The sequence below is a fragment of the Bosea sp. OAE506 genome, assembly GCF_040546595.1.
Taxonomy (GTDB): Bacteria; Pseudomonadota; Alphaproteobacteria; order Rhizobiales; family Beijerinckiaceae; genus Allobosea.
Genome location: NZ_JBEPOB010000001.1, coordinates 668746 through 685472, shown reverse-complemented (window position 1 = coordinate 685472; position 16727 = coordinate 668746). Strand labels below are relative to the sequence as shown.

The window sequence follows — 16727 nt, the reverse complement described above, 5'->3', positions numbered from 1 at the left end:
GGTTCGCCCTGGGGATGATGATGACGTGCAGTCCTGCGCTGGCCGCTGGCGCCGCCCTGATCGAGGCTGCCGCCGCCGGGCGCATCGACGAGGTCGCGCGCCTGATCCAATCCGGCGCTCCGCTTGACGCACAGGATGCGCAGGGCCGCTCCGCCTTGCTGCGCGCGGTCGCCGGCGATCACGTATCCGTCGCGAAGGTTCTGCTCGAGGCCGGCGCGAGCCCCAACACCCAGGCCGCCAATCGCGACACGCCCTGGCTGCTCGCAGGAGCCCTGGGCCGGGCCGAGATCATCGCCGCGATGCTGCCGCGCAAGCCCGACCTGTCGATCCGCAACCGCTATGGCGGCAACGCGCTGATCCCCGCCTGCGAGCGCGCCCATGTCGAGGCGGTCAAGCTGTTGCTGACCAGCGGCATCGACCTCGATCACGTCAACGATCTCGGCTGGACCTGCCTGCTGGAGATCGTGATCCTTGGGCGATGGCGGCCCTCGCCACCAGCAGGTCGCGCGGCTGGTTCTCGACGCCGGGGCCAATCCCAGCCTCGCCGACAAGGACGGCGTGACGCCCCTCGCCCATGCCCGCCAGCGGGGCTAGCAGGCGATCGCGCGCCTGATCGAACAGGCCGGCGGTCGCTGAAACCGCGATTTGGCATCGCCGCCGGATCGCGCTACCTGTGCGCCAACGCGGCCTGGCCGCCATCCGACACGCGATTCCCGAGGCTTCCGCAATGACCGACACGCTGCCCGACCGCCTCTCCTCCAATCCCAACAGCCCGTTCTACAACGAGGAACTGCTGTCGCGGGATATCGGCGTCCGCTTCAAGGGCGTCGAGAAGACCAATGTCGAGGAATACTGCGTCAGCGAAGGCTGGGTGCGCCTCACCGCCGGCAACGCCAAGGACCGCTTCGGCAACCCGATGACGGTGAAGCTCAAGGGCGAGGTCGAGCCCTATTTCCGCCAGCCCGCCGAGGGCTGAGCCGCCTCAGCGCAGGCTCTTGTAGAAGAAGGTCGAGCCGCAGTCGCGGCCATCGGGCATCAGCGCGTAGCGCGGGATCGTGCCGAGTTCGGTCCAGCCGAGTTTGCTGTAGAGCTGGCGCGCCCCGCCGTATTCGTCGGTGTCGAGCACCAGCAGGTCGCGCTTGGCCTGTCGCGCCGCTGTTTCCGCCGCCTGCATCAGGGCTGCGCCGAGGCCGCGCCGCCGCGCGCGCGAATGCACCAGCACCTTGGCGATCTCGGCGCGATGCGGCTGGTTCGGCTTGCCGACGAGCTGCAATTGCGCCGTGCCGAGCATCTCCGCGCCTTGGCGCGCAGCGAAAAGGATCGTGCGTCCCGCCTCCACCTCGGTCACCACACCCGTCCAGAACGCGCGGTAGTCGGACGGCCCGTTCCAGTGCATGAAGCCGACCGAGGCCCCGCTTTCGACGGCGTCGGCGAGAATGTCAGCCAGAGCCGGGATCGCGGCTCGCGCGGCCTCCGCATCGAGCGGCTCGACCGTCATCGCATCGTTCTGGGTCATGTCCTGCATCCGTCTCAGAGGTCGGCGGCGGTCAGCACCACCGCATAACGTGCCGGGCCCTCGCCCGGGTTGTGGAAGGCGATCGGCCCGTCGAGCAGCATGGCGAGGCAGTCGCCCGCGGCCAAGCGATGCTCGCGCCCGCCGACGGACAGGGTGAGCTCGCCCTCCAGCAGCCAGAGCTGCTGGTCGAGCCGGAAGCCGCCGCGCGGCGCATCGAGCAGGACGCGCGCACCCGCCGGCATCTCGACCTCCACGATTTCGAGCCGGGAGCCCGTGCCGGACGGCGACACGCTGCGGCGGACATAGCCGCTGTCGGGATCGGTCCAGACCGGCTGCTCGCCCCGCCGCGCCAGCGGGCCGCCTTGCGCCTCGTCGCGGAAGAGGGCCGAGAGCAGGACGCCGAGGCCGGCGCAGAGCCGGTCCAACAGGGCCGCCGTCGGGCTCGATTCGCCGCGCTCGACCCGCGAGATCATCGCGCGGCTCACGCCTGAGCGGGCCGAGAGCTGGTCGAGTGTGAGATCCCGGGCCTGGCGCAGTCCCTTGAGGCGGGCGCCGAGGCGGCGGTCCAGATCGATGTCGACGAACGAATCCATCATGAGAGAATATTTCTACGATGACGGAAATCAAGCGATTTCCGGATGGGTAGAGCATGCGTGCAGGGAGGGGACGTCAACGCCGACTTCACCACGATTCCAGCTTCCCACCAGCGACGAGGTCGATCTTTCCGAAACATCAGGGAAACAGCGCTCATATGCGGGGAACGACGCCCAGAAGGGCGCTGGTCGAGGGAACGGCCATGAATCGAGGTCTGGAGTGGCTTGGAAGAGCCGTCGTCGGCTTCATCACCCGCGGCAGGGCTGAGCCGCGCGCTTCCGACGAGAAGGCTCTGGCGAGACTGCGCTCCGCGCTGCGTCCCGGCGACGTGCTGCTGGTCGAGGGCGGCATGAAGGTCTCCGCCGCGATCAAGTACCTGACGCAGTCGACCTGGTCCCATGCTGCGCTCTATGTCGGAGAGACCGGGCAGGTCTCGGAGGACGGCGAGCCGCTCGTCTTGGCCGAGGTCGAGATGGATGTCGGCTGTGTGCTTTCGCCCTTGTCGAAGTACGGCGCCTTCGGCACCCGCATCTGCCGTCCGCAGGCGCTCGACGAGGAGGGGTGCGAGGTCGTGGTCGACTATGTCCTCGGCCGGCTCGGCACCCAGTACGATCTCAAGAACATCCTCGATCTGATGCGCTGGCTGATCCCGCTGCCCTGGGCGCCGAAATCCTGGCGCCGGCGCATGATCGCGCTGGGCTCGGGTGACCCGACGCGGGCGATCTGCTCGACGCTGATCGCCCAAGCCTTCGAGGCGGCGCGCTATCCCGTACTGCCGACGATCGAATATGCCCGCGCGATGGAGGAGGCGGATTTCGAGGAAATCCTGCATATCCGCCACCACTCGCTCTACATGCCGCGCGACTTCGACATCTCGCCCTATTTCGCCGTGGTGAAGCCGACACTGGAAGCCGGCTTCGACTACCGAGCCCTGACCTGGGCGCAGGAAGCCGCCCCGGGGCCGTTGCGAATGGCTGCGGCGGAATAGCCGGGGTCTGCGGCAAACCCTTGGCGCGCTGGGGCTTCGCTGCTATGGCCCGCGCATGAGCACCCGCACCTTCGACAACATCCGCAACTTCTCGATCGTGGCCCATATCGACCACGGCAAGTCGACGCTCGCCGACCGTCTGATCCAGCAGACCGGCACGGTCGCCGCCCGCGACATGAGCGAGCAGATCCTCGACTCGATGGATATCGAGAAGGAACGCGGCATCACCATCAAGGCGCAGACGGTGCGGCTGGATTATCGGGCCCAGGACGGGAAGGATTACATCCTGAACCTGATGGACACGCCCGGCCATGTCGACTTTGCCTACGAGGTCTCGCGCTCGCTGGCGGCCTGCGAGGGCTCGCTTCTCGTCGTCGACGCCTCGCAGGGCGTCGAGGCGCAGACGCTGGCGAACGTCTATCAGGCGCTCGACGCCAACCACGAGATCGTCACCGTCCTCAACAAGATCGACCTCCCCGCGGCCGAGCCCGAGCGCATCAAGCAGCAGATCGAGGATGTGATCGGCCTCGACGCCTCGGAAGCTGTCGCGATCTCGGCCAAGACCGGCATCAACATCGAGGGTGTTCTGGAGGCGATCGTCCATAAGCTGCCGGCCCCCAAGGGCGACAGCGAGGCCCCGCTGAAGTGCCTGCTCGTCGATTCTTGGTATGACGCCTATCTCGGGGTCGTCGTGCTCGTGCGCGTCATCGACGGCGTGCTCAAGAAGAACATGACCATCCGCATGATGCGCGCCAACGCCTCCTACGGCGTCGACCGCGTCGGCGTGTTCAAGCCCAAGATGCAGGAGGTCAAGGAGCTCGGCCCCGGCGAGGTCGGCTTCTTCACTGCCTCGATCAAGGAGGTCGCCGACACGGCGGTCGGCGACACCATCACCGACGAGAAGCGCCAGACGCCCCAGGCCCTGCCGGGCTTCAAGCCGGTGCAGCCGGTGGTGTTCTGCGGCATCTTCCCGGTCGATGCGGCCGATTTCGAAACGCTGCGCGCCGCGATGAGCCGCCTGCGCCTGAACGACGCCAGCTTCTCCTACGAGATGGAGACCTCGGCCGCGCTCGGCTTCGGCTTCCGCTGCGGCTTCCTCGGCCTGCTGCATCTGGAGATCATCCAGGAGCGGCTGGAGCGAGAGTTCAACCTCAACCTGATCTCGACCGCGCCTTCGGTCGTCTACCATCTCAAGCTGCGCGACGGCACGGTGCTGGAACTGCACAACCCGGCCGACATGCCCGACGTGATGAAGATCGAGACGATCGAGGAGCCCTGGATCAAGGCCACGATCTTCACGCCTGACGAGTATCTCGGCTCGGTGCTGAAGCTCTGCCAGGACCGTCGCGGCGTTCAGACCGACCTGTCCTATGTCGGCTCGCGTGCCAAGGTCGTCTACGACCTGCCGCTGAACGAGGTCGTGTTCGATTTCTACGACCGGCTGAAGTCGATCTCGAAGGGCTATGCCTCCTTCGACTACGCCATCACCGACTATCGCGAGGGCGACCTCGTGCGCATGTCGATCCTGGTCAATGCCGAGCCGGTCGATGCGCTCTCGATGCTGGTCCACCGCTCGCGCGCCGACGCGCGCGGCCGCGCCATGTGCGAGAAGCTGAAGGACCTGATCCCGCCGCACATGTTCCAGATCCCCGTCCAGGCGGCGATCGGCGGCAAGATCATCGCGCGCGAGACCATCCGCGCGCTGCGCAAGGACGTCACCGCGAAGTGCTATGGCGGCGACGCCACCCGCAAGCGCAAACTTCTGGAGAAGCAGAAGGAAGGCAAGAAGAAGATGCGGCAGTTCGGCAAGGTCGAAATCCCGCAGGAAGCCTTCATCGCCGCGCTGAAGATGGACAGCTGAGCAACGCTCGCCACCCTCGGAAACACGCCGTCATCCCGGACAAGCTGCGAAGCAGCGCCGATCCGGGATCCATCGAAGGGCGCCTGAGCTCTATGATGGATCCCGGCGCTTCGGCCGGGATGACCCGTCGTGGTTCCGGCACCGGTGCCTGATCAGAGCGCCGCGGCGAAACTCACCAGCCCAGCGCGCAGCCATCCTTGCGGTGGTCGGAGCCCGCCGACCGCACGCCCGTGACGGGGTCGATCGCGATCGCCTGGCCGCCGCCGATGGCCGCGCCCGGTGCCGTGAAGACGAAGCCGCGACGCTCCAGTTCGGCACGCACGGCTGCCGGCACGGTCTTTTCCGCCTCGATCGCGGTCTGGCCCGGGCGCGGGAAGATGCGCGGCAGCGAGATCGCGCTTTGCAGGTCGAGCCCGTAATCCAGCAGCTTGCTGACCAGATGGGCGTGACCCATCGCCTGGTAGTGGCCGCCCATCACGCCGAAGGACAGGCAGACCCTGCCGTCGCGCAGCATCATGCCCGGGATGATCGTGTGCAGCGGGCGCTTGCGCGGCGCGATCGCATTGGGGTGACCGGCCTTGAGCACGAAGCCCTGGCCGCGGTTCTGAAGCAGCACGCCGCTCTTCGGCGCAACCAGCGCCGCGCCGAAGGGGTGGAACACCGAGTTGATGAAGCTCACCGCCATCCCGTCGCCGTCGACGACGCTGATATAGACCGTGTCGGCATGCTCCACCTCGGTGGGCGCGAAGCTCGGCAGCTCCTTGATCGCCTGCTTCAGGTCGATCTGGCTGCGCAGCTGCGCCGCCAGCTCCTCCGAGAGCAGCCAGTCCAGCGGCACGTCGCTCTGGCTCGGATCGGCCAGCACGGCGTCGCGTACCGAATAGGCGAGCCTGGCCGCCTCGATCTCGATATGCAGCCGGTCGGCGGAGAGCGGGTCCTCGCCCGGCTCGAAGCCCGAGAGGATGTTGAGGATCATCAGCGCGATCACGCCCTGGCCGGCGGGCGGGCACTCGAACACGTCATGGCCGCGGAAGCGCGTGTGGATCGGCGTGACATAGCCGCCCTTGGTGTCGCGGAAATCCTCGAGCGTATGCAGGCCGCCGAGTTCGCGCAGCCGGTCGACCATGTCCTGAGCGATCTCGCCCTCGTAGAAGGCGCTCGGCCCCGTCTCGGCGATGGCCTGCAGCGTCGCGGCGAGTTCGCGCTGGTGGTGAACCTCGCCCGCCAGCGGCGCGCGGCCGTTAGGCAGGAAGACGCGCGCCGTCGGCTCGTCCTTCGCCATCAGCGCGGCCTGTCCCGCCCAGTCGGCGGCGGAGCGGGGCGCCACCACATAGCCGTCCCGCGCCAGTTCGATCGCGGGCTTCAGGAGCTGCGCCAGCGGCAGGCGGCCATGGTCCTTGACCAGCGTCGCCCAGGCCTCGACAGAGCCCGGAATCGTCACCGCATGGGGGGACTGGCGCGGAATCTCGCTGAAACCCTGCTCCCGATACCAGTCCAGCGTCGCCGCAGCCGGCGCCCGGCCCGAGCCGTCATAGGCCAGGACGGTGTCGCTGCCGCCCGCTGCCATCAAGACGAAGCAGTCGCCGCCGATCCCGGTCGAGCCCGGCTCGACCACGCATTGCACGGCGCAGGCTGCCACGGCGGCGTCGATCGCATTGCCCCCGGCCTGCAGGATGTTGATCGCGGTGAGCGTGGCGGTCGGGTGGGAGGTCGCGGCCATGCCACGCCGGCCCATCACCACCGAACGGCCGGGGAGTTCGAAATCGCGCTGGTTCGGCTGGCTCACGTCGTCGTCTCCCGAAGCTCGGCCGGGTTACGCCGGCTCTCCCGACCGCACTCGCCCAGCCCGCTGGATTTGGCAAGCGCCACCGGCGCGCTGCGGCCCTGCAATGGGTTCCACACGGGCCGGCGCGCTGATACGACCGGAGGATCGCGAAGAGATTCCGGCCTGCAGGAATCCGAAGCTGGGGAGATCGCCACCGTGCCGCTACCGACCACGCTCGCCGGGCGCCTGCGCCTGCCCGCCATCGCCTCGCCGATGTTCCTCGTCTCGGGTCCCGATCTCGTGGTCGAGACCTGCAAGGCCGGCATCCTCGGCACCTTCCCGGCGCTGAACCAGCGCACGAGCGAGGGCTACGAGGCCTGGCTGACCGAGATCGAGGGGCGCCTCGCGGATGTGCCCGATGCCGCGCCCTTCGGCGTCAACCTCATCGTCCACCGCTCCAACCCGCGCCTGGAGGCGGATCTGGCGATCACGGCCAAGCACAAGGTGCCGCTCGTCATCACCTCGCTCGGCGCGGTGCCCGATCTGGTCAAGGCCGTGCATGGCTATGGCGGGCTGGTCTTCCACGATGTCATCAGCCTGCGCCACGCCCAGAAGGCGGCCGAGGCCGGCGTCGACGGCATCATCGCGGTCGCGGCCGGCGCCGGCGGCCATGCCGGCACGATGAGCCCCTTCGCGCTGGTCTCCGAGATCCGGCGTTTCTTTGCCGGCACGATCGTGCTGGCGGGCGCGATCTCGAACGGCGCCCAGATCGCAGCCGCCCAGCTTATGGGGGCCGATCTCGCCTATCTCGGCACGCGCTTCATCGCGACCACCGAGAGCATGGCGGACCCCGAATACAAGGCGATGCTGCTGCGCAGCCAGGCCTCCGACATCCTCTACACCCCGGCGATCAGCGGCGTGAACGCCAACTTCATGCGCGAGAGCATCCAGGCGGCGGGGCTGGATCCCGACAACCTCACCGGCCACGGCAAGCTCGATCTCGGCAACGAGGCCAAGGTCTGGAAGACGATCTGGTCGGCCGGTCAGGGCGTCGGCGCGATCGAGGACGTGCCGACGACCGCCGAACTGGGCGCGCGTCTGCTGGCGGAATACCGTCAGGCGCGGGCGTCGCTCGCGGGCTGAGTGCGCGCGCAGATCGTGGGCCATCCGCGCCGTCATCCCGGACGTAGCGAAGCGGAGTTCCGGGATCCATCATAGAGCGCCGGAGCCCTCCGATGGATCCCGGGACAAGCCCGGGATGACGGTGGTGGTTCGGAGCCCGGCTCGGCGACCTCCCGCAGTAGCCCCAATCAGCCCTTCAGCTTGGCGTTGCACTGGCTCCAGTAGCCGCCGCCCTTCTCGATCCATTTCAGCTCGCCATTGGCATTGGCGGTCTTGTTGGCGTTGTACTGGTCGGCGCAGGTCTTGAGGCGCGCCTTGCCGGCGGTGAGGTCGTTGTACTTGGTCGCCACCGCCTTCGGGAACACCGCGGGCTTGGCCTTGGCCGTGCTGGCGGGCTTGGCGGCTGGGGTCGCCGGAGCGCTGGCCGGGGTCGCGGCCGGCTTGGCGGGCTCGGTCACGGCGGCTGCGGCCTCGTTCTCGTCGGCGTCGTCATCGGCGCACTGGGCCTTGCGGAAATCGTTCCACTTCTGGCCCTTCAGCGTGTTGGCCTTCTTGGCGTCCTGATACTTGGCGCTGCATTCCTTCATCGTCAGGGCCGCCGCGGGAGTGATCGGCAGGGCCGTCAGCGCCAACAGGGCAGCGCCGGCAAGGATGGTAGTCCTCAACATGGTCGTCTCCATCGCAAGGGCTCGTCTGCCCCTGCGGCATGGCACTCCCATTCCGCCCGGCTGGCAAGCGGCATTTTCAAGGCGAAGCGGGCGCCTGCCCGTCTTGGGAGATCAGGCCAGCGAGCGCAGGTCGAAGGCGGGGTCCGCAGCCTGCTCCGGCGTCGGCGAGACGCCTGCCGCGATCAGACGTCGGCCCATCATGTGATCGGCCGGGCGGTTGATGCTCTCGATCGCGACGAGCTGCGGCCCGTCATAGCGAAACAGCGAGAAGCGCCCCTCGGCCTGCGAGCCCCGCAGCACGGTGGGCCCGCCCGGAACGCCAAGCCCGACCATCTGCAGCTTGACGTCGTACTGGTCCGACCAGAACCAGGGCACGGCGGCATGGGGCTCCGCCCGCCCGGCGATTGTCGCGCCGACGACGCGGCCCTGATCGTTGGCGTTCTGCACCGAACTCAGCCGCAGGCGCCGCCGCGCATGGACGTTGGGGTGGCTGGTGCAATCGCCCGCCGCGAAGATCAGCGGGTCGGAGGTCCGCCCGAACTCATCGACCGCGATCCCGTCATCGAGCGCGAGACCCGCTGCCGCGGCGATCTCGACATTGGGCACGGCCCCGACCGCCGCCAGCACGAGGTCGCAGGGCAGGCGCGAACCGTCGGCGCAGATCACGGCCGTCACTGTGCCGCCCTCGCCCTCGATGCGCTCGACGCGCGTGTCGAGGCGAAGAGTGACGCCCTGCCGTTCATGCACGCCCTGCATATAGGCGGAAATCTCCGGCGCGACGGCATGGCCGATCAGCCGCGGCCCGGCCTCGATCACCGTGACCTGCTTGCCCAGGGAGACGGCCGCCGATGCGACCTCGAGGCCGATAAAGCCGCCGCCGATGATCACGATCGCCCGCGCTGTCGCAAGCCGTGCGCTGAGCGCCTGCGCATCGTCGAGCGAACGCAGGGCGAGGACGCCGTCGAGAGCGGCACCCTCGCAGCGCAGCACCGCCGCCCGTGCGCCGGTCGCGAGCGCGAGCTGCCCGTAGCCGAGCACCGACCCGTCCGCGAAGTGCACCTGTCGGGCCTCGCGGTCGAGCGTCACCGCATGGCGCCGCGGCAGGAAGGCGATGCCGGCCTCGGCAAAGAAGGAGGCCGCCTTCAGCGGCAGATGGGCTCCGGCCTTGCCGAGCAGGAAGCCCTTTGACAGCGGTGGACGCTGATAGGGCAGCTCGGCCTCGTCACCCGCCAGCGCGATGTGGCCGGTAAAGCCCGCCTCGCGCGCGGCCGCGGCGATGGCGAGCCCCGCATAGGAGCCGCCGATCACGAGAAGGTCGAAGGTGTCGGAGGTCGGCGGGATCGGGGAAGGGGTGGTCGGCATCGGGCGAGCGTCCAATCGCGAGCGCCCGAAGGGATATCCGGGGCGCACCACGCCCGAAGGCGCGCCCCGTATCTAGGCGAGACGGCCGCCGTCGCCTATCCGAAAAGCGAAGGCGGCCGTTGCGGCCAATGCAGCGGAAGGGGCTTCAGAACGAGGTCGTCAGCCGGGTCAGCCATTCCGGCGAGGCGGCGACGAGGGCCGCCTCGAGCGTCTTGTCCCAGCCGGTGATGATCAGGATGCCGACGGCCACGAGGAAGCCGCCCAGCGCCGTCTTGAAGCCCTGACCGGCCGACATCATGCGGTTGCGTAGGCTCATCAGCCGGGCGCGCGACAGCATTCCCAGCGCGATCAGCGGCAGCCCGGCGCCGACGCCGAAGGCGAGCATGGTCAGCGCCACCGCGCCGAGATTCTCGCCTTGTGCGGCCAAGACCGACGCCGCGCCGAGTGTCGGCCCGACACAGGGGCTCCAGACCGCGCCGAGCAGGAGCCCGACGCCGAACTGGCCGCGCAGGCCGTTCGGCGAGAAGCCGCCGAAGCGCTGCTCGGTCCAGTTGCTCAGCGGGCCGCCCGCCGCCGCCACCCGTGCATGCAGCACGGGCAGCATCAGCACGAGGCCGAGCAGGACGAGCATGATCGCCGCGGCCATCCGGAAGACGCCGGTGTCGAGGCCGATCGCGAAGCCGATCGTCGCCACGAACAGCCCGATTGCGGTGAAGGACAGCGCCAGCCCCGCCGCCAGCGCGACCGGCCCATGCTTATGCTCCGAGACCGCCGTGCCGAGCACGATCGGCAGCAGCGGCAGGACGCAGGGCGACAGGATCGACAGGATCCCTGCGATCAGGGCGAAGCCGGCACTGGCCATGATGCGTCAGCCTCAGATCGCGCGGGCGAGGAGGGCTTCGATCGACGCCTTGTGGGTGTCGCCGACCGAGCGCCCCATTTCCGCGCCACCCTTGAAGACGATCAGCGTGCTCTGCTGCTGGGCCTTGAACCCGCGCAGCGCGTCCTTCTGGCTGTCGAAATCGACATTGAAGACGACGAGGTTCTTGAAGCGCGGCTGCTTGGCGAGCTCGGACAGGATCGGCGCCTGGGCCTTGCAGGTCGGGCACCAGGGCGCGGAAACATCGATCAGCACCGGCTTGCCGGCCTTCATCGCGGCGTCGAAGGAGGCCTGCGAGAAGGCCGCCTTGTCGAGGGCGGAAGCCGCGAAACCGGACAGCAGAACGGCCGAGGCGGCGAGGGTGGCGAGAGCGTGGCGACGGTTGAGCATGGGAACCTCTGCGGATGACAGGACCGGCGCAGGAGGCCGGCATCAACCCATTCGCACCGTGCAGCGCTTCCGTTACGTCCTCACGCCGAGTTGATCGCGTCCCGTCGCGCCGGGTTCACCCGCCGGGTGCGCTGCGTTCGTGGTCGGTCTTCAGCCTGCGTTCGAGGAAGCGGCTGTAGGAGCCCATCGCGTAGCTGAACACGGCATAGACCAGCGCCGCGAAGACATAGCCCTCGATCACGGCGATACCCTGCCAGTTCGGGTCGCGCAGCGAGGCGCGCACCGTGTCGAGGAAATCGAGCAGGCCGATGATGGTGACCAGCGTCGTGTCCTGGAAGAAGCCGATGAAGATGTTCACCAGCGGCGGAATCACGATCTTCAGCGCCTGCGGCAGGATGATCTTGCGCATGGCGAGCCAGTAGCCGAGCCCGAGCGCGGCCGCCGCCTCGTGCTGGCCCTTGGGCACCGCCTGCAGCCCGCCGCGCACCGTCTCGGCGATGTAGGCGCCAGCGAAGATGATGATCGCGATCTGGGCCCGCAGCAATTTGTCGACCGTCAGCCCGTCCGGCATGAACAGCGGCAGCATCACCGAGGCCATGAACAGGATCGAGACCAGCGGCACCCCGCGGACGACCTCGATGAAGATGATGGCGATGACCTGGATCGCCGGCAGCTTGGAACTGCGCGCCAGCGCCAGCACCACGCCGAGCGGAAAGCCCAGCGCCAGCCCGACGAAGGAGAGCATGAAGGAGAGCGGCAGCCCGCCCCAGTTCGTCGTGGTCACGACGGGCAGGCCGAAGACGCCGCCATACATCAGCACGCCGCAGATCAGCGGCACCGCGATCCAGAGCCAGACCAGCCCGCGCCCCCAGAAGCGCGGCATCATCGAGACGATGATCGCCGCCAGGAACAGGACGAGCGCCAGCGCCGGGCGCCAGTGCTCGTCGTAAGGGTAGAAGCCGAAGATCATGAAGCGCAGCTTCGCCGCCAGGAACGGCCAGCAGGCGCCCGAGCCGCCCTTGCAGGCCTGCGGCCCGCCCTCGACGACTGCGCGCGTCACCAGCCAGCCCCAGGCGGCAGTCGCGAGCCGGACCATCAGCCACAGGCAGACCAGCGTGATGAGCGCGTTCAGCGGCGTGCCGAAATAGCGCTTCAGCGAGGCGGAAAAGCCGCGATGCCGGGGCGGCGGCAGCGTCTCTCGCGCGACGTTGAGCGCGTCCATCTCCGCGACGGTCGCCATCTCAGCGCTCCACCAGCGCGACGCGCGCATTGTACCAGTTCATGAACAGCGAGATCGAGATCGACATGCCGAGATAGACCAGCATGAAGATGGCGATGCCTTCGATCGCCTGGCCGGTCTGGTTCATCGTCGTGTTCGAGACCATGACGAGGTCGGGATAGCCGATCGCGATCGCCAGCGACGAGTTCTTGAAGGTCGAGAGGTAGGAACTCGTCAGCGGCGGCACGATCACGCGCAGCGCCTGCGGCAGCACCACGAGCCGCATGGTCTGTCCGTCGCGAAGCCCCACCGAGCGCGACGCCTCCCATTGCCCGCGCCCGACCGACAGGATGCCGGCGCGCACGATCTCGGCGATGCCGGCGGAAGACGAAAGCCCGAGCCCGACCAGCAGCGCTGTGAATTCGGGCGTCACCTGCACGCCGCCGGTGATGCGGAAGCGGCCCTTTTCCGGCCAGTTCACCACGAGATCCGGCTGCAGCAGGAGCGTCGCCAGCAGCGGTGGCAGCAGCAGGGCGAGCAGCACGAAGGGCCAGGCCGGGCGTTCGATGCCCGTCGCCACCCGCTGTCGGCGCAGCCTGCCGGCCACGACGAAGGCGAGGACCACGCCAGCAAGCGCCGCCAGCAGCACGCCGCTATGGGCGGGCGACCAGCGCAGCGAGGGTACGATCAGCCCGCCATTGCTGACGAAGACCTCGGGGATCGGCTGCCAGGCTTCGCGCACCGGCGGAAACACCGCCACGATCAGCGCGTACCAGAGAAAGAGGTAGAGCAGCAGCGGCACGTTGCGCAGCGCCTCGACATAGAGCTTGGCGAGCAGCGACAGCATCGGGTTGCGCGAGAGCCGCGCGATGCCGACGATCAGCCCCAGCGTCGTCGCGAGGATGACCGCGAAGACCGAGACGAAGATCGTGTTGAGGATGCCGACCAGCAGGGCGCGGGCATAGCTGTTGCCGGACTCATAGGCGATGAAGGACTGGCTGATGACGAAGCCGGCCGGCCGGTCGAGATAGGCGAAGCCGGTCGCGATGTTCTGCTCCGCCAGCTTCCGCGAGACGTTCCCGAAGAGATAAAGCCCGACGCCGACGACGAGCGCCACCGCCACGACCTGGTAGAGCACGGCCCGCACGCGCAGATCGTTGAGCAGGCGCAGCGGGTTCGACGAAGACGAGGCCATGGCGGATTCCGGGCGACGGGCAAGGCGGGCGGCACCAGGGCGCCGCCCGCGGGGTCCGGGTCTCGGCCCCGGGCAGGGGCCGGCGTCGCTCAACGGAAGGGAGGCGAGTAGAGCAGGCCGCCCTTGGTCCAGAGCTGGTTGGGGCCGCGCGTCAGGCCGAGCGGCGTCTTCTCGCCGAGGCTGCGCTCGAACAGCTCACCGTAATTCCCGTTCTGCTTGATGATGTTGTAGGCCCATTTGTTGTCGAGGTTCAGCATCTTGCCGAGATCGCCGGTGACGCCGAGCATGCGCTGCACCTCTGGCTCCTTGCTCTGGAGCTTCTCGTCCACATTGGCCTGGGTGATGCCGTACTCCTCCGCCGCGATCAGCGTGTAGACCGACCAGGAGACGATATCCTTCCAGTTGCTGTCGTTCTGGCGCACCACGGGGGCCAGCGGCTCCTTCGAGATCGTCTCGGGCAGGATCACGAACTGCTTGGGGTCGTTGGCGACGGCGCGGACCGAGGCGAGGTCGGAGCGGTCGGTGGTGATGACGTCGCAGCGGCCCGAGAAGAAGGCGTTGCGCCACTCGTTGTTGTCCTCGAACACGACGGATTCATACTTGATGCCGCGCGGCTTGAAGTAGTCCTCGAGGTTCTGCAGCGTCGTCGTGCCCGGCAGCAGGCAGATAGCCGCCTGCGAGAGTTCGCTGGCGCTCTTCACGCCGAGCTTGGCATTCACCATCAGGCCCTGGCCGTCATAGAAGACGACCGGTCCGAAATCGAGGCCGAGCGAGTTGTCGCGCGAGAAGGTCATCGTGGTCTGGCGCGAGAGCACGTCGATCTCGCCCGATTGCAGCGCCTGGAAGCGGATATTCGTGTTCAGCGGCACGAACTCGACCTTGTCGGGCGCGCCGAACACCGCCGAGGAGACCGCCCGGCAGACATCCGAATCGAAGCCCTTCCGCACGCCCTTGTCGTCGGCATAGGAATAGCCGGCCGAGCTGGGCGAGACGCCGCAGAGCACCTTGCCACGCTTCTTCACGACGTCGAGCGTGGCCTGGGCCGAGGCCGGGCTCGCCGCCAGGGCGGCGACCGCCGCCAGGAAGCCGAGCGTCGCGATTTTGCTGATCATGCGAGTCATCTACCGTTTCCTCCATCGCACCCTTTAGTCCGGTGCGTTGCAGGCAGCGTAGTTCCAGTCGGAACCAGCTTCAAGCGGTTGCGAGGCGCGCTCCCCGCCGATGGCGAGGAGGTCGCGCGCCGGCCCCAAGCGGCGGCGCATCGGCCGCCGCGATCGCCCTCGTGCGGAGAGGTGAGGTCAGTTCAGGAACTCCGGCGAGATCAGGCTCGGCAGGAACAGCGAGACGGTCGGCCACATGATGATCAGCGCCAGCACGATCAGCATCGGCATCAGCATGATCATCGTGTCCTTGATCGCCGAGCGCATGCTGATGCCGGCAACCGAGCAGGCGATCATCAGGCACAGCCCGTAGGGCGGCGTCACCAGCCCGAAGGCGAGGCTGACGATGCCGATCATGGCGAAATGCACCGGATCCATCATCACCGTCTTGGCCAGGGGCGCGAGGATCGGCCCGACGATGATGATCGCGGGAATCGCGTCGAGGAAGCAGCCGACGAGCAGGAAGATGCCGGCGATGAAGAAGCCGGTCTCGTAGAAACCCATGCCCCAGGCCGATACGCCGGTGAGGATCGCCTGCGGCATCTTGTAATAGGCCATGAGCCAGCCGAAGGCCGACGCCGTGCCGACGCAGAACAGCGTCACGCCGGCGAGCTTGCCGGTGTCGAGCAGGGCCGCATAGAGCCCCTTTAGGTTCATCTCCCGATAGACCAGAAGCGACAGGAAGGCGGCATAGACCACGGCGATCGCCGCCGATTCGGTGGCGGTGAACCAGCCGAAGACCTTGCCGCCGATGATGATGCCGGGCGTCAGCAGCGCCAGCGCGGCCCGCTCGACGGCCGAGAACACCTGCCTGACGGAGGAGCGCGGATATGTCGGGTAGCCGCGCCGGACCGCATAGGCGTGGACCGTCGCCATCTGTGCCACGCCGATCAGCAGGCCGGGGATGACGCCGGCGAGGAACAGCGCGCCGATCGATGTCGTCAGGATTCCGCCCCAGACGATCATCAGGATCGAGGGCGGGATGATCACCGCCAGCACCGCCGAGACGGCGGTGATCGCGACCGAGAAGCTGTCGTCGTAGCCTTCCTTGCGCTGGGCCTCGATGAAGATCTTCGACTGGCTCGCGGCATCGGCCGTCGAGGAGCCGGAAATGCCGGCGAAGAAGAAGGACAGGACGACGTTGATCTGGGCGAGGCCACCCGGAAAATGCCCGACGAGAGCGCGCGACAGACTCATCAGCCGGTCGGTCACACCTCCGACATTCATCAGGTTGGCCGTCAGCAGGAAGAACGGCACCGCAAGCAGGATGAACGAGTTGAACGCGTTGAACGTCTCGCTCATCAGCGTCATCGAATCGAGCCGGGGCTCGATGATCAGGATCGGCAGGCAGGCCAGGCCAAGCGCGAAGGCGACGGGGATCCGCAGGAAAAGGCCGAGGAAGAAACAGCCGAACAGGATGGAGGCAGCCTGCCCCGAGGAGAGAACGCTGCCGGTCATGGGCTGATGCTCTTTCCGAAGAGGACGCGCAGATCGTCGGTGAACTGCTCGCCGAGGAAGACGATCCAGCTCAGCCCCGTGATGGGCCAGGCGATATGGATGAGCCAGAGCGGCAGTTCGGCCAGCTCGGAGGTCCGATTCCAGGCGAATTTGGTGAACTCGATGCCGCCGGTGACGAAGACGATGGCGATCACGAGCACGCCGAGCTTGGCGACGATGCGCATGAACGCATCTCCCCTCGCGCCCAGATTGGGCAGCAGGTCGACGTCGAAATGCGCGCTGTCACGCACGCCCAGGATCGCGCCGATCATCACCGTCCAGATGAACAGGAAGCGGGCCAGTTCCTCCGTCCAGATATAGGACGGGATCAAATCGGTGTAGCGCGAGATGATCTGCAGCATCACGGGCACCACCAGGATGCCGACGGAAAAGACGACGACGGTCGACAGCAGTTGTGAATAGGCAGCCGTCATGCGCCGCCACAGGCCGGGCCTGCCAGACAGAGAGGCATCCATGAAAGGGTTCCGCGTGCGAAGGCAAAGCCCTGGG

The 16727-nt window shown here is 67.8% G+C and carries 17 protein-coding genes; 5 read left to right on the top strand and 12 right to left on the bottom strand.

Features of this window, described 5'->3' with window-relative positions; all coding sequences use genetic code 11:
* Positions 1-14: 14 nt before the first annotated feature.
* Both ABIE41_RS03285 and ABIE41_RS03280 read left to right on the top strand, forming a co-directional pair.
* Positions 15-731, top strand: a complete 717-nt coding sequence (locus ABIE41_RS03285) for an ankyrin repeat domain-containing protein (protein WP_354191745.1) — start codon at positions 15-17, stop codon at positions 729-731.
* A complete protein-coding gene (locus tag ABIE41_RS03280) occupies positions 728-976 on the top strand; it encodes a DUF3297 family protein (RefSeq protein WP_192643388.1) in 249 nt (82 codons plus the stop codon). Before ABIE41_RS03285 ends, ABIE41_RS03280 begins: the two co-directional genes overlap by 4 nt.
* A gap of 6 nt (positions 977-982) precedes the next feature.
* Here the strand turns inward: ABIE41_RS03280 and ABIE41_RS03275 are convergent, their stop codons facing one another.
* Together ABIE41_RS03275 and ABIE41_RS03270 are read right to left on the bottom strand one after the other, a co-directional pair.
* On the bottom strand, positions 983-1516 hold the full coding sequence (locus ABIE41_RS03275; protein WP_354191744.1) for a GNAT family N-acetyltransferase: 534 nt from the start codon (positions 1514-1516) through the stop codon (positions 983-985).
* A 14-nt stretch (positions 1517-1530) separates the two neighbouring features.
* The gene (locus ABIE41_RS03270) at positions 1531-2112 is read right to left on the bottom strand and encodes a helix-turn-helix domain-containing protein (protein WP_465247079.1); all 582 of its coding nucleotides are present in this window, start codon (positions 2110-2112) and stop codon (positions 1531-1533) included.
* Positions 2113-2312: 200 nt separating this feature from the next.
* Here ABIE41_RS03270 and ABIE41_RS03265 point away from each other — a divergent pair, with 200 nt between their 5' ends.
* Positions 2313-3098 carry a C40 family peptidase gene (locus ABIE41_RS03265; protein ID WP_066716227.1) on the top strand — a complete coding sequence of 262 codons (786 nt, stop codon included), beginning with the start codon at positions 2313-2315 and terminating at the stop codon, positions 3096-3098.
* Positions 3099-3153: 55 nt separating this feature from the next.
* Entirely contained in the window at positions 3154-4959 is a 1806-nt protein-coding gene (gene lepA, locus ABIE41_RS03260; RefSeq protein WP_192643387.1) for a translation elongation factor 4, read from the top strand.
* A gap of 172 nt (positions 4960-5131) precedes the next feature.
* Here the strand turns inward: lepA and ggt are convergent, their stop codons facing one another.
* Complete coding sequence (gene ggt, locus ABIE41_RS03255; protein WP_192643743.1) at positions 5132-6694, bottom strand: gamma-glutamyltransferase; 1563 nt, start codon at positions 6692-6694, stop codon at positions 5132-5134.
* A gap of 246 nt (positions 6695-6940) precedes the next feature.
* Between ggt and ABIE41_RS03250 the strand changes: the two genes are divergently transcribed.
* Complete coding sequence (locus ABIE41_RS03250; RefSeq protein WP_192643386.1) at positions 6941-7867, top strand: NAD(P)H-dependent flavin oxidoreductase; 927 nt, start codon at positions 6941-6943, stop codon at positions 7865-7867.
* 167 nt (positions 7868-8034) lie between these two features.
* Here the strand turns inward: ABIE41_RS03250 and ABIE41_RS03245 are convergent, their stop codons facing one another.
* The 9 genes from ABIE41_RS03245 to ABIE41_RS03205 all read right to left on the bottom strand — a co-directional run bounded on the left by ABIE41_RS03245 (position 8035) and on the right by ABIE41_RS03205 (position 16693).
* Positions 8035-8514: a hypothetical protein gene (locus tag ABIE41_RS03245; protein WP_465247078.1), complete on the bottom strand. Its 480-nt coding sequence runs from the start codon at positions 8512-8514 to the stop codon at positions 8035-8037.
* A 111-nt stretch (positions 8515-8625) separates the two neighbouring features.
* The gene (locus tag ABIE41_RS03240; RefSeq protein ID WP_192643384.1) at positions 8626-9876 is read right to left on the bottom strand and encodes an NAD(P)/FAD-dependent oxidoreductase; all 1251 of its coding nucleotides are present in this window, start codon (positions 9874-9876) and stop codon (positions 8626-8628) included.
* Positions 9877-10021: 145 nt separating this feature from the next.
* Positions 10022-10738 carry a cytochrome c biogenesis CcdA family protein gene (locus ABIE41_RS03235; protein WP_192643383.1) on the bottom strand — a complete coding sequence of 239 codons (717 nt, stop codon included), beginning with the start codon at positions 10736-10738 and terminating at the stop codon, positions 10022-10024.
* A 12-nt stretch (positions 10739-10750) separates the two neighbouring features.
* Complete coding sequence (locus tag ABIE41_RS03230; protein ID WP_192643382.1) at positions 10751-11146, bottom strand: thioredoxin family protein; 396 nt, start codon at positions 11144-11146, stop codon at positions 10751-10753.
* 115 nt (positions 11147-11261) lie between these two features.
* On the bottom strand, positions 11262-12386 hold the full coding sequence (locus ABIE41_RS03225; protein ID WP_354191743.1) for an amino acid ABC transporter permease: 1125 nt from the start codon (positions 12384-12386) through the stop codon (positions 11262-11264).
* Between the two features lies 1 nt (position 12387).
* Positions 12388-13560, bottom strand: a complete 1173-nt coding sequence (locus ABIE41_RS03220) for an amino acid ABC transporter permease (protein WP_192643381.1) — start codon at positions 13558-13560, stop codon at positions 12388-12390.
* A gap of 89 nt (positions 13561-13649) precedes the next feature.
* Complete coding sequence (locus ABIE41_RS03215) at positions 13650-14672, bottom strand: amino acid ABC transporter substrate-binding protein (RefSeq protein ID WP_210320960.1); 1023 nt, start codon at positions 14670-14672, stop codon at positions 13650-13652.
* 186 nt (positions 14673-14858) lie between these two features.
* Positions 14859-16178 (bottom strand): TRAP transporter large permease, encoded by a 1320-nt coding sequence (locus ABIE41_RS03210; protein ID WP_192643379.1) that lies wholly within the window; start codon positions 16176-16178, stop codon positions 14859-14861.
* A complete protein-coding gene (locus ABIE41_RS03205) occupies positions 16175-16693 on the bottom strand; it encodes a TRAP transporter small permease (protein ID WP_192643378.1) in 519 nt (172 codons plus the stop codon). The genes ABIE41_RS03210 and ABIE41_RS03205 overlap by 4 nt, the downstream gene beginning before the upstream one ends.
* Positions 16694-16727: the final 34 nt, after the last annotated feature.